We start from the raw sequence: 13,238 nt of genomic DNA, 5'->3' as shown, positions 1-13,238 counted from the left end.
GAGATGAGCAACGCAGCACTTGGTCTCACCATGCTGGGGCTCATCGTGGTCGTCATCATGATGGGTTTCCCCACGGCGTTCACGCTGATGGGCCTGGGCATGATGTTCGGCTTCGTCGCCCTGTACGACCCGGCCGCACACTGGCTGGACAACAAGGTTTTCGACCTGATGGTGCAGCGCGCCTTCGGGGCCATGAACAACGACACGCTGTTGTCGATCCCCCTCTTCGTGTTGATGGGCTACATCATGGAACGCGGCGCGCTGGTGGACAAGATGTTCCACAGCGTGCAGCTGGCCTTCCGCCGCCTGCCGGGTTCGCTGGCCGTCACCACCCTGGTCATCTGCACCTTCTGGGGCATTGCCAGCGGTCTGGTCGGTGCGGTGGTGGTGCTCATGGGCGTGATCGCCATGCGCCCCATGCTCAACGCCGGTTACGACACGCGACTGGCGGCCGGTGTCATCACGGCCGGGGGCACGCTGGGCATCTTGATCCCGCCCTCGGTCATGATCATCGTCTACGCGGCCGTGGCCGGGCAGTCGGTGGTCAAGCTGTACGCGGCGGCGATGTTCCCGGGTTTCTTCCTGGCCTTCCTCTACCTGATCTACGTCATCGGCTGGGCCATGATCAATCCCAAGGTCGCCCCCAAGCTGCCGCCGGAAAAGATGAAGGCGCCGATCTCCCCTGCGGTCGCGCACATCGCCGCGAGCTACTCGCGTTTCATGCTGCCGGCGCTGCTGCTGGCCGTGGTGGCGCCGGCCAAGGCCCTGCGCAGCGGTATCGAAGGCGTGCAGCTGAGCTGGCTCAAGCTGCTGGGCGCCCTGGTGCGGGCCCTGGTGCCTGTGATCATTGCGGTGGTCTGCCTGGGCACGACCTGGTGGTACGTCACCATCTACTCCCAGAAGGACAACCAGGCCGCGCCGACCGAGGTGGTGCAGCTGGCGCAGAAATCGGCAGAGGTGCCCGCAGCGGTCGCGGAGCCGGAGCCCGCCGAGGCAGCGGGTGGCTTGCAGGAGCTCTCCGGCTCCGACAAGCCCGATGCAGACGAAGCGGACAAGGACGAACCCCTGCAGGACATGAGCGCCGGCGAGGGCAGCGAGGCACCCAAGACCGAACCGGTGCCCGACGGCTTCTACACCGGCTTCTGGGTGGCCTGCGTGATCGTCCTGGGCCTGCTGGCCTGGTACTACTGGCAATTCGATGCCGAGCAGTACGAGATCCTGACCATGCTGATCAGCTCGGTCATGCCCCTGGGCATCCTGACCTTCGTGGTGCTGGGCGTGATCCTGTTCGGCATCACGACGGCCACCGAGTCGGCGGCCGTGGGTGCGGCGGGTGCCTTCCTCATGGCCTGGCAGGCCGGCACGCTGGACTTCCAGCGCATCAAGGAAGCGGTGTTCCTGACCGCCAAGACCACCTCCATGGTGTGCTGGCTTTTCGTCGGCTCCGCCCTGTTCTCCGCCGTGTTCGCCATCCTCGGTGGCCAGCGCCTGGTCGAGGAGTGGGTGTTGGCCATGAACCTCTCGCCCATCCAGTTCATGCTGCTGTCACAGGCCATCATCTTCGTGCTGGGCTGGCCGCTGGAATGGACCGAGATCATCGTGATCTTCGTGCCCATCTTCCTGCCCCTGCTGCAGCACTTCCAGATCGATCCCATGCTCTGGGGCGTGCTGGTCTTCGTCAACCTGCAGGCGGCCTTCCTGTCGCCGCCGGTGGCGATGTCAGCCTTCTACCTCAAGGGGGTCAGTCCGGCGCACGTGACGATCAACCAGATCTTCGCCGGCATGATGCCCTACATGCTGATCGTGATCCTGTGCATGGTCTTCATGTACATCTGGCCGGGCCTGACCCTCTGGCTGCCGAACTACCTGTACGGCGGCTGATCGACGGTTTTTTCATCGGGAAAGGGGCGCTGCGGCGCCCCTTCTTCTTGGGGAAACCGGGCAAAAACGGTAAGATTGACGTTTACGTAAACGTCAACGTGGGCTCACCATGACCGACCTGTCCGCCGACTTCAAGGCCCTCGCAAATTACCGCCCCAGTCACAAGGTGCGTTTCGTCACGGCCGCCAGCCTGTTCGACGGGCATGACGCGGCCATCAATATCATGCGACGCATCCTGCAGGGCATGGGCGCCGAGGTCATCCACCTGGGTCACAACCGCAGCGTGGACGAGGTCGTCACCGCCGCGCTGCAGGAAGACGTGCAGGGCATCGCCATCAGTTCCTACCAGGGGGGTCATGTCGAGTACTTCAAGTACATGATGGATCTGCTCAAGGCGCGCGGTGGGGAGCACATCCAGGTCTTTGGCGGCGGTGGCGGTGTCATCGTGCCTGCCGAGATCCGCGAACTGCAGGCCTACGGCGTGACGCGCATCTACAGTCCCGAGGACGGCCAGCGCATGGGCCTGGCCGGCATGATCGGCGAGATGGTCATGCGCTGTGACCGCGACCTCGGCACGCTGGCACCGAAAAAGATCGAAGCCCTGCAAGGCCATGGCGAAGCAGCCTGGCGCGCCCTGGCCCAGCTCATGACCGCGCTCGAGAACGGCAGTGCCGATGCGGGCCTGGTCATGCATCTGCGTGAACAGGCGGCAGCCAGGAAAGTGCCCGTGCTGGGCATCACCGGCACCGGCGGGGCTGGCAAGAGTTCGCTGACCGACGAGCTGATCCGCCGACTGCGCCTGGACCAGGGCGACGCCCTGCGTGTGGCCATCATCAGCATCGATCCCTCGCGCCGCAAGAGTGGCGGTGCCCTGCTGGGCGACCGGATTCGCATGAACGCCATCTCGCCCTGGCGCCAGGGTCCGCGCGTTTTCATGCGTTCGCTCGCTACCCGCGATGCCGGTAGCGAGATCAGCGCGGCCCTGCCCGACGTGGTGGCCGCCTGCAAGTGCGCCGGTTTCGACCTGATCGTGGTCGAGACCTCGGGCATAGGCCAGGGCGACGCGGCCATCGTGCCCCATGTGGACGTGCCGCTGTACGTGATGACACCCGAGTTCGGTGCTGCCAGCCAGCTCGAGAAGATCGACATGCTGGACTTCGCCGAGTTCGTGGCCATCAACAAGTTCGACCGCAAGGGCGCCCCGGATGCGCTGCGCGATGTGGCCAAGCAGGTACAGCGCAACCGCGAGGCCTGGAGCACGTCGCCCGACCAGATGCCGGTTTTCGGCACCATGGCCGCGCGTTTCAACGACGACGGTGTGACCGCGCTCTACCAGGCGCTGAAAGTGCGCCTGGGTGCGCTGGGTCTCAAGCTCGACGCCGGGCGTCTGCCTGTCGTGAGCGTGCGCCACAGCAGCAACCAGAGTCCCATCGTGCCTGGCGCCCGCACGCGTTACCTGGCCGAAATTTCCGACACGGTGCGCGGCTACAAACGCCGTGCACGGGCTCAGGCCCGCCTGGCCCGTGAGATCCAGCAGCTCAATGCGGCGGCGGCCATGCTCAAGGAAGAAAAGCCGGACCGTGCCAAGGCCGCCGAGGCGGCGATCGACCTGGCCCAGGCCCGCGAACTACAGATGGACGCCGATGCCAGCCGCCTGCTGGCGCAGTGGCCGGCCATGCAGCAGGCCTACGCGGGTGATGAGTACGTGGTGAAGATCCGTGACAAGGAGATCCGCACCGCGCTGACCACGAAATCGCTGAGCGGCACGACGATACGCAAGGTCAGCCTGCCCAAATACGAAGACCATGGCGAAATCCTCCAATGGCTGATGCTGGACAACGTGCCCGGCAGCTACCCCTACACGGCCGGCACTTTCGCCTTCAAGCGCGAGAACGAGGATCCCACACGCATGTTCGCGGGTGAGGGCGATCCCTTCCGCACCAACAAGCGCTTCAAGCTGCTGAGCGCCAACATGCCGGCCAAGCGCCTGTCCACGGCCTTCGACTCGGTCACGCTCTACGGCAATGACCCGGACCCGCGCCCCGACATCTACGGCAAGGTCGGCAACTCGGGGGTGTCCATCGCCACCCTGGATGACATGAAGGTGCTCTACGGGGGCTTCGACCTCTGCGACCCGGCCACCTCGGTCAGCATGACCATCAACGGTCCGGCGCCCACCATCCTGGCCATGTTCATGAACACGGCCATTGACCAGTACCTCGCCAAGTTCAAGACCGACAATGGCCGCGCGCCCACCGATACCGAAGCCGAAAAGATCCGCGAGTGGGTGCTGGAGAATGTGCGCGGCACCGTGCAGGCCGACATCCTCAAGGAAGACCAGGGCCAGAACACCTGCATCTTCTCTACCGAGTTCTCGCTCAAGGTCATGGGCGACATCGCCGAGTATTTCGTGCACAACCGCGTGCGCAACTTCTACTCCGTCTCCATTTCGGGTTACCACATCGCCGAGGCCGGCGCCAACCCCATCAGCCAGTTGGCTTTCACCCTGTCCAATGGCCTCACGCTGGTGGAGGCCTATCTGGCGCGCGGCATGCACATCGACGACTTCGCGCCCAATCTGTCCTTCTTCTTCTCCAACGGCATGGACCCCGAGTACACCGTGATGGGCCGGGTGGCGCGCCGCATCTGGGCCGTGGCCATGAAGGAGAAATACGGTGCGAACGAACGCAGCCAGAAGCTCAAGTACCACATCCAGACCAGCGGCCGCAGCCTGCATGCGCAGGAGATCCAGTTCAACGACATCCGCACCACGTTGCAGGCCCTGATCGCCATCTACGACAACTGCAATTCGCTGCATACCAACGCCTTCGACGAGGCCATCACCACGCCCACCGAAGATTCCGTGCGCCGTGCCATGGCCATCCAGCTCATCATCAACCGCGAGTGGGGGCTGGCCAAGAACGAGAACCCCAGCCAGGGCGCTTTCATCATCGAGGAGCTGACCGAGCTGGTGGAAGAGGCCGTGCTGTCCGAGTTCGAACGCATCAGCGAGCGCGGTGGCGTGCTGGGTGCCATGGAGACCGGCTACCAGCGTGGCAAGATCCAGGACGAGAGCATGACCTACGAGATGCTCAAGCACACGGGCGAGTTGCCCATCATTGGCGTCAATACCTTCCGCAACCCGCATGGCGACACCGTGATGGAGAAGCTGGAGCTGGCGCGTTCGACCGACGAGGAGAAACAGAGTCAGCTGCAGCGTCTGGGCGAATTCCATGCACGCCACGCGGCCGAGGCGCCGGCGCAGTTGCAGCGGCTGCAACAGGCCGTGATCGAGAACAAAAACGTTTTCGCCGTGCTGATGGACGCCGTGCGCGTCTGCTCCCTGGGCCAGATCACGACCGGGCTGTTCGAGGTCGGCGGCCAATACCGCCGGAACATGTGAAACCTATTGCTGGTTTGACAGTGGCAGGTTGAGCAGCAGGTTCTGCGGCTTCAGGCGCAGCAGGCCCTGCGCGTTCATGGCCAGGCCCAGGTAGACCGGTTTGCCCGCCAGCTCGGTCTGCATCTGGGCCGGGTCGGCAAAAGTCAGGCGGAACAGGCTGACCAGGCGCTGCATGCGCTCGGGCTCCACCGCCTGTTCTTCATACAGATCATTGAGGATGGCCGTGGCCTCGGTGTCCAGGCCGATGTGCCAGCGCCAGGTGGCATCGTCCACACGCGCCAGCGGCTCGATCGTGACTGCCACGCCCAGCAGGTGTTGCACCCAGAGTTCCAGCACGCGCGCCAGCGCCTTCAGGCCGCTGCGCGCGCGGGTCATGCGCAGGGTAAGGCCGTGGCTCAGCTCCTGCTGCACCTCGTGCGTGAGGTCCAGCAGGTAGTGGTAACGCTCGCTGCGCTCCCAGTAACGCGCCGCGTTGGATGCATCGAGCACAGCCAGCTCCGCCTCGCGCAGCCGCGACTTGTTTTCCATCAGCAGGCGGCCGATCTCGCCCAGGCCGGCGTTCTCGCTGTACAGGTCCACCACGGCCTGGTCGGCGGCCAGCACCTGGCCTTCCTGCACGGTCAGGCGCTGCGGGCGGAACAGCAGCTCGGCGGCGCGCAGCTGCTGCGCGTCGTCACAGTCGGCCAGCAGGCCGCGCAGCATGGCCTGCACGATGAGGTCGATGAACAGCGGGGGGATGGTGATGCGGCCGCTGCGCATGAGTTGCAGGTAATAGGCCTGCAGCGTGCCGGCCGCCAGCAGGGCGTCGCGGAAGTTCAGGAAGAGCTGGTAGTTCTCGCGCGCGTCGGGGTCCTTGAAACGGGTCAAGGTCTCGGGCGGCACGGTCTGCAGGGGGTCTTCGCGCAGCGCCAGATGCAGTCGGCGCTCGGTCTTGCAGGATTCGGGCACCAGGGCCAGCTCGGGCCGGTCGAGGAAGAGGCGCAGGTAATCCGGCGTGACGACCAGCCAGCCTTGTGCATTGCGTTGCAGGCGGTCAAAACCGCAGGCGGGCCAGAAATTCATGGCTGTGCGGCGCGGGCCGCGCACAAGCCGAAGGGAGGGTCTAGGCGTGCAAGGGGAGAACGCGTGAGCAGGGACAGGACAGGCATGCGTCCGATGCTAGCACCGGCGGCATGGCGTGGCCCGAAGCTCAGTGGCTGTCGAGTTCGCCCGGGATGGTCTCTTCGTCCGGTTCATCGTCGTCGAGCGGACTGATGGCGTAGGGAATCAGGGGTTTGTCCAGCGGGCGCAGCTTGTGGCGACGCAGGGCGCGCAGGGATTTGGAATGCTCCATGGCGTGGAGCACGATCTCGGGCTCCATCATGAGGCTGAAGGGGTTGAGCGAAATAGGGTTGGTTCTCACAGGTTTTCCTTGCATCACACCATTTCCCGATGTGGTGAAATAACTGTAGGCCCCGTGTCAGCCAACTTGAATCGGCATCTGCCGGTTTCGCATGTCAGAAAAAACCTGACAAGCCCCCGCGTTTCGCCTGACGGCAGCCAGTTCAGCCGGCCCGGCGGATCATCTCGGCGGCCTTCTCGGCCATCATGATCACCGGCGCGTTGGTGTTGCCACCCACCAGCTCGGGCATGACGGAAGCATCCACCACCCGCAGCCCATCCAGACCATGCACGCGCAGCTGCGCATCCACCACGTCCATCGCACCCGGCCCCATGCGGCAGCTGCCCGCCGGGTGGTAGATGGTGTCGGCATGGTCGCGGATGAAGGCTTCGATCTGCGCGTCGCTGTGCGCCGCCGCCGAGGCCGGCAGTTCGCGTGCGCCGAAGCGCGCCAGCGCCGGTTGCGAGAGGATGCTGCGCATCAGTTTGAAGCCACGCACCAGCCGGTCCATGTCATCGCGCTCGGCCAGGAAGTTGGGGTCGATCAGCGGCGCTGCCAGGGGATCGGCGCTGGCCAGGCGCACGCTGCCGCGGCTTTTCGGGCGCAGCAGGCAGACGTGACAGGAATAACCATGGCCGAAGGTGGTGGTGCGGCCGTGGTTCACCAGCTTGCCCACCACGAAGTGCAGTTGCAGGTCGGGGATGGCCTCGCCGGCCTGGCTGCGGATGAAACCGCCCGCCTCGGCAAAATTGGTGGTCAGCATGCCGCTGCGCTGGCGCCGCCATTCGACGATGCCGCGAAGCACCCGGAGCGCGCCCTTGAAGGACAGGCCGAAGAGCTCGGTCAGCCGCGGCGCGTCGTAAACCAGCACCACGTCCACATGGTCCTGCAGGTTGCGACCCACGCCGGGCAGTTCGTGTTGCGGCGTGATGCCGTGCGCGCGCAACTCATCTGCCGCACCGATGCCCGAGAGCATCAGCAGCTGGGGCGAGAGCAGGGCGCCCGCACTCAGCAGCACCTCGCGGCGGGCACGCAATGTGCGCAGCTGGCCCGCCTGCAGGAACTCCACGCCGACGGCACGCTTGCCTTCGAGCAGGATGCGCGTCGCGTGCGCGCCGGTGATCACCTGCAGATTGGCGCGGTCCCGGTGCGGCGTGAGGTAGGCCTTGGCCGCGCTGTAGCGCTCGCCGTTCTTGTGCGTGACCTGGTACAGGCCCACCCCCTCCTGCTCGGCGCCGTTGAAGTCGGTGTTGTGCGGGTAGCCGGCCTGCACACCGGCCTGCACGAAGTCCGGGCTGTGGCGGTTGGGGCTGCGCAGATCCATCACATTGAGCGGGCCGCCGCTGCCGTGGAAGGCATCGGCGCCGCGCTCGTTGTGCTCGGCGCGCTTGAACCAGGGCAGCACATCGGCCCAGGCCCAGCCCGGGTTGCCCTGGGCGGCCCAGTGGTCGTAATCGCGCGGGTGGCCACGCGCATAGATCATGGCGTTAACCGAGCTTGAGCCGCCCAGCACCTTGCCACGCGGCTGGTAACCGCGCCGCCCGTTCAGGCCAGGCTGTGGCACGGTCTGCAGGCCCCAGTTGGCCTGGCCGCTCTTGGCCAGCAGGGCCAGGCCGGCCGGGCAGTGGATCAGCACGCTGTCGTCGCGCGGGCCGGCCTCCAGCAGCGCGACCTGCACGGTGGGGTCTTCGGACAGGCGGGCGGCCAGCACGCACCCCGCAGAGCCGCCGCCGATGATGATGTAGTCGACCATGTATCTGCCTCCTGCCGGGCATGGTAGCCCCGGCCTCAACTGCACCGGCCCGGGTGATACCCGTATGCCGGCTTGACCTGCATCAAAAGCCGGGGGCAAACCCCATGGCTGGCCGGGGCCGACAGGGCATACTGGGCACATGCGCCTGGCCCTGCTGTCCGACATCCACGCCAACCTTCAGGCCCTGGAGGCCTGCCTCGCCCATGCCCGGGAGCAGGGGGCCGAGCGCCATGCCTTCCTGGGGGATCTGGTCGGCTACGGGGCCGATCCGGGCCCGGTGGTGGAACGTGTGATGCAACTGGCTGGCGAAGGCGCCCTGGTGCTCAAGGGCAACCACGACGAGATGGCCGCCCACCCCCCCGAAGGCAACAGCACCCTGGGTGAAAGCACCGCCTGGTGGACCCACGAACATCTCGAGCCCGGGCAGCGGGATTTTCTGGACCAGCTGCCCATGACCCTGCAGGATGAACGCCTGCTGCTGGTGCACGCCACGGCCGACGAGCCCGCGCTGTGGCGCTACGTCTACGACGCGCAGGTCGCCGGCCTTAGTCTGGAGGCCGCGGGCAAGCTGGAGGGCGTGCGTTATGTCTTCGGCGGCCACGTGCATCGCCAGTCGCTCTACTACCGCGGTGCGGACGACAAGCTCATCCCCTTCGTGCCCACGTCCGGCGTCGCGGTGCCGATGTCACCGCGACGCCATTGGTTGGCCACCATCGGCTCGGTCGGCCAGCCGCGTGACGGCAGCCCGCGCGCCATGTACGCCCTGTTCGACACCGAGCAGACGCAGCTCACTTTCCACCGCGTGGCCTACGACCACCACGCCGCGGCCGAGGCCATCCGTGAGGCCGGCCTGCCCGAATTTTTTGCCGACCGCCTGGAGCTGGGACGATGAAATTGCTGGAGCCGGGGAGCGAGCTGGACGGCTTCGTGGTGGAAGAGTGCATCCACCAGGGCAGCATGGCCCACATCTACCGTGTGCACTACGCCAACGGCGCCCCGGACCGCGGTTTCCCCATGGTCATGAAAGTCCCGCGCATGGCCGAGGGCGACGGCGCCGAGAACATCGTGAGCTTCGAGGTCGAACAGCAGATCCTGCCGGCCCTGAGCGGCCCGCACGTGCCGCGCTTTGTGGCCGCCGGCGACCTGGAGCGCCTGCCCTACCTGGTCATGGAGTACGTGCCCGGTCGCACCCTGGAGCATTGGATTGACCAGCCCGCGCTGCCGGCGATGGAGGAAGTGGTGCAGCTGGGCGTGGCCCTGGCCCATGCCGCGCACAGCCTGCACGAGCAGAACACGGTGCACCTGGACCTCAAGCCCGCCAACGTGCTGGTGCGCGAGGATGGCTCGGTCGTGCTGCTGGATTTCGGCCTGTCCTGCCACGCGCACTACCCCGACCTGCTGGCCGAAGAGCTGCGTCGCGCCGTGGGATCCCCGGCCTGGATGGCACCCGAGCAGGTGGTGGGCGTGCGCGGCGACCCGCGCAGCGACGTCTTCGCCATCGGCGTCATCCTCTACCAGCTGCTCACGCACGAGCTGCCTTTCGGTGCGCCCGTGACTTCCGGTGGCCTGCGCCAGCGCCTGTGGATGGAGCCTCCGCCACCGCGCCGCTACCGCCCCGAGCTGCCGGCCTGGTTGCAGGAAGTGGTGTTGCGCTGCCTGGCCCCCGAGGCCGCCAAACGCTACCCCTCGGCGGCGCACCTGGCCTTTGACCTGCAACACCCGCAGCAGGTCCGCGTGAGTGCGCGCGGCGAGCGTCGGCGCGGTGCAAGGGCCTGGTCCCTGTTCAAGCGCTGGGTGCGCGCGGCGGGCATGCATTACCAGCCCAGCCCGCCGCCGCAGCGCCAGATCGCCGAGGTGCCCATCGTCATGGTGGCCGTGCCGCACGGCGATGCAAGCGATGCCACGCTGTATTCATTGCGCCAGGCGGCGGCGCGTTCCCTGGGCACGCGCCCCGGCGCCCGTCTGGCCTGCGTGACCGTGATCTCATCGAGCGCGACCAACAGCGTGAGCGAGCGCCAGAGCGAAACCAGCGTGCACCGCCGCTACCTCACGCAGCTCAGGTTGTGGGCCCAGCCGCTGGAGCAGACGGGGCACCAGATCTCCTGCCATGTGCTGGAGGCCGGTGACGTGGCGCAGGCGCTGCTGGACTACGCGCGCGGCAACCGTGTGGGGGTGATCGTCATCGGGGCCGCCACGCACGGCCTGCTGACCCAGCGCTTCATCAGCACCGTGCCCATCAAGGTCGCGATGGATGCGCCTTGCACCGTCATCCTGGTCAAGCAGACCCTGCCTTTCGAACAACTGGTGGCGCAGGACGCCGCGGAACGGGCTGCTGCGGAGCGGGACGACCGGGACGTGCCGTTCTAGGCCCAGGAAAGAGGCGAGGCCCTAGAGGCTGAAGTGCTTGCGCACCATGCGCGTGAGCAGGGCTTGCAGCTGTTCCTCGTCGGCCTCGACCAAGGTGCGGTAGACCATGGCGGCCTGCTGGTCGAAGACCTGCACCAGATGCGGGTCGAAATGCTTGCCGGCTTCGGCGCGCAGCGCCTCCATGGCAACTTCCAGCGGCACCGGTTCCTTGTAGGGGCGGCGCGAGCACAGGGCATCGAACACATCGGCAATCGCGAAGATGCGCGCCACCAGCGGAATGTCGGTACCGGCCAGGCCGCGCGGGTAGCCGCTGCCGTCCCATTTCTCGTGGTGGCCGGCCACCACGGCCTGCCCGCCGGCCAGCCAGCCCGAGCCGCTGACGATGTCCTCGCCTGCCGCCACGTGCGTGTGCATGATGAGCATTTCCTCGGCGCTCAGCGGACCGGGCTTGAGCAGGATGTGCTCGGGGATGCCGATCTTGCCCACGTCGTGCAGGAAGCTGCCGGCAATCAGTTCCTGCATGCGCGTGCCGTGCAGGCCCACGGCCTCGGCCAGCGTGGCCGAGATCCAGGCCACGCGGTAGTTGTGGATGCCGTTGTCGGAGTCGCGCCGCGCGATCGCCCGGCCCAGCGCCTCCATCATCGCGATGTGCGATTCCAGCAGCTCGCGCTGGCGTTCCTGGCTGTCGCGGTTCAGGCGCAGCACCAGGGGGTAGAGCGCCAGGCCGCAAAGCAGCACGGCCAGCGCGGTCAGCAGGCCCGTGCGGCGAGCGTCGGCGAGCATGCGCAGGCGCTGCCAGTCGGGCACCAGGCGCGCGCCCTCGAAATACCCGGCCAGGGTCTGCTCGTCGCTGCGCAGCGGAATGAAGATGCGCAGCACCGGCCGGCGCCCGGGCAGCCAGCGCCGCTCGTACCAGGGCTGGGTGTAGCTGCGTGCACCCCTTTGCGGCAGTTCGGCGTCCAGCGCCCGGCCGTCAGCGCTGAACTGCTCGGCCATCAGCAGGCCACCCGCGGTGTAGAGCTGCGCAATGTCGAAATAGGAGGCTGCGAGTGCCTGCACCGCGGCCTGCGCATTGCGTGTGGCCTGCACGCCGTCGGGGCGGTAGGCCTCCTGGCGCAGCAGTCGTTGTGTGTCTTCGGTGGCCTGGGCCACCAGCGAATCTTCGGCCTTGTCATGGGCAATGAAACCCGCGGCCAAGCCCGCCAACACGGCCACGGCCAGCGCCACACCTGCGGTGCCGAGCGCGAGCTTGCGGTGGAAGGGCAGCATGGGGACCATGGCGGGTGTCGAAGACGGGTGGAGGGTACGAAACCAGTGTAGCCACGCCCCCGTGCGCGCGGCCTAGGGAAAACGTAGGTAGGGAAAACGCCAGCGACATCGCACACTGATCGCAAAGGCGACAATCGGGGCATGAGCACCTCCGACACCGCCGCCCGCCATCCTTTCGAGCTGCTCACCCCCGACGCCGTGGTGGATGCGCTGGAAGACCTGGGCCTGGCCTGCGACGGCCGGCTGCAGGCCCTGAGCTCCTACGAGAACCGGGTTTACCAGGTGCAGCTGGAAGATGGTCAGCCCGTGGTGGCCAAGTTCTACCGTCCCCAGCGCTGGAGCGAGGCGCAGATCCTCGAAGAACACGCATTTGCGGCCGAGCTGGTTGCGGCCGAGGTGCCGGTGGTGGCGCCACTGGTGTTGCAGGGCGCCACGCTGCACCGGCATGCCGGATTCATGTTCTCCGTCTGCCCGCGCCGCGGTGGCCGCCCGCCCGAGCTGGACGACGAAGAGGTGCTGGAATGGATCGGTCGTTTTCTCGCGCGCCTGCACACCGTGGGCGCGGCCCGCCCCTTTGCCAGTCGTCCCGCGCTGGACCTGCCTTCCTTCGGGCGCGAACCCATGAACTGGCTGCTGAAGCACGAGATGATTCCCCTGGACGTGCAGTCCACCTGGCAGCGCAAATGTGAAGAGGCTCTGGCCCTGATCGCGCAGCAGCCTGTGCTGACGGGCGCACCCAGCGACATCCGCCGTCTGCGCTTGCATGGCGACTGCCATTCCGGCAATGTGCTGTGGACCCCGGTGGACGTGCCTGCAGCTGCCGGGCCCGGCCCGCATTTCGTGGACCTGGACGACGCGCGCATGGGCCCGGCCGTGCAGGACCTGTGGATGCTGCTCTCGGGTGACCGCGCCCAGCGCACCTACCAGCTCTCCTGCCTGCTTGACGGCTACGAACAGATGCGTGAGTTCGATCGCCGCGAGCTGGCGCTGATCGAGCCCCTGCGCACCTTGCGCCTGATCCACTACAGCGCCTGGCTTGCGCGCCGCTGGGACGACCCCACCTTCCCCATCAACTTTCCCTGGTTCGGCAGCAGCGACTACTGGCAGGGCCAGGTGCAGATGCTGGAAGACCAGATCGAAGCCATGCAGGAAGAACCCCTGCTGGTTTAACCGGGGTTGCAAGG

General features: G+C 66.7%; 9 protein-coding genes. 5 read left to right on the top strand and 4 right to left on the bottom strand.

Annotation, left to right across the window (positions count from 1 at the left end):
• Positions 1 to 3: 3 nt before the first annotated feature.
• Together AC07NT_RS16850 and icmF are read left to right on the top strand one after the other, a co-directional pair.
• Entirely contained in the window at positions 4 to 1,881 is a 1,878-nt protein-coding gene (locus AC07NT_RS16850) for a TRAP transporter large permease (protein WP_498599912.1), read from the top strand.
• A gap of 109 nt (positions 1,882 to 1,990) precedes the next feature.
• On the top strand, positions 1,991 to 5,284 hold the full coding sequence (gene icmF, locus AC07NT_RS16845) for a fused isobutyryl-CoA mutase/GTPase IcmF (RefSeq protein WP_498599913.1): 3,294 nt from the start codon (positions 1,991 to 1,993) through the stop codon (positions 5,282 to 5,284).
• 3 nt (positions 5,285 to 5,287) lie between these two features.
• On the opposite strand, the gene AC07NT_RS16840 is transcribed toward icmF, so the two are convergent.
• The 3 genes from AC07NT_RS16840 to AC07NT_RS16830 all read right to left on the bottom strand — a co-directional run bounded on the left by AC07NT_RS16840 (position 5,288) and on the right by AC07NT_RS16830 (position 8,418).
• Positions 5,288 to 6,346 carry a DUF6352 family protein gene (locus AC07NT_RS16840; RefSeq protein WP_498599914.1) on the bottom strand — a complete coding sequence of 353 codons (1,059 nt, stop codon included), beginning with the start codon at positions 6,344 to 6,346 and terminating at the stop codon, positions 5,288 to 5,290.
• A gap of 127 nt (positions 6,347 to 6,473) precedes the next feature.
• A complete protein-coding gene (locus AC07NT_RS16835; protein ID WP_498599915.1) occupies positions 6,474 to 6,686 on the bottom strand; it encodes a hypothetical protein in 213 nt (70 codons plus the stop codon).
• Positions 6,687 to 6,828: 142 nt separating this feature from the next.
• Positions 6,829 to 8,418 carry a GMC family oxidoreductase gene (locus tag AC07NT_RS16830; protein WP_498599917.1) on the bottom strand — a complete coding sequence of 530 codons (1,590 nt, stop codon included), beginning with the start codon at positions 8,416 to 8,418 and terminating at the stop codon, positions 6,829 to 6,831.
• Between the two features lie 139 nt (positions 8,419 to 8,557).
• On the opposite strand from AC07NT_RS16830, the gene AC07NT_RS16825 reads away from it, so the two are divergent.
• Together AC07NT_RS16825 and AC07NT_RS16820 are read left to right on the top strand one after the other, a co-directional pair.
• A complete protein-coding gene (locus tag AC07NT_RS16825) occupies positions 8,558 to 9,310 on the top strand; it encodes a metallophosphoesterase family protein (RefSeq protein ID WP_498599919.1) in 753 nt (250 codons plus the stop codon).
• Positions 9,307 to 10,785 (top strand): serine/threonine protein kinase, encoded by a 1,479-nt coding sequence (locus AC07NT_RS16820; protein WP_498599920.1) that lies wholly within the window; start codon positions 9,307 to 9,309, stop codon positions 10,783 to 10,785. Before AC07NT_RS16825 ends, AC07NT_RS16820 begins: the two co-directional genes overlap by 4 nt.
• Positions 10,786 to 10,806: 21 nt before the next feature.
• Here the strand turns inward: AC07NT_RS16820 and AC07NT_RS16815 are convergent, their stop codons facing one another.
• Positions 10,807 to 12,063: an HD-GYP domain-containing protein gene (locus AC07NT_RS16815; protein WP_498599921.1), complete on the bottom strand. Its 1,257-nt coding sequence runs from the start codon at positions 12,061 to 12,063 to the stop codon at positions 10,807 to 10,809.
• A 132-nt stretch (positions 12,064 to 12,195) separates the two neighbouring features.
• Between AC07NT_RS16815 and AC07NT_RS16810 the strand changes: the two genes are divergently transcribed.
• Positions 12,196 to 13,224, top strand: coding sequence for a serine/threonine protein kinase (locus AC07NT_RS16810; RefSeq protein ID WP_498599922.1), 1,029 nt, complete (start codon positions 12,196 to 12,198; stop codon positions 13,222 to 13,224).
• Positions 13,225 to 13,238: the final 14 nt, after the last annotated feature.

Source organism: Hylemonella sp. GW821-FHT10B10 (genome assembly GCF_059415585.1).
This window is presented reverse-complemented; position numbering and strand designations above follow the sequence as displayed.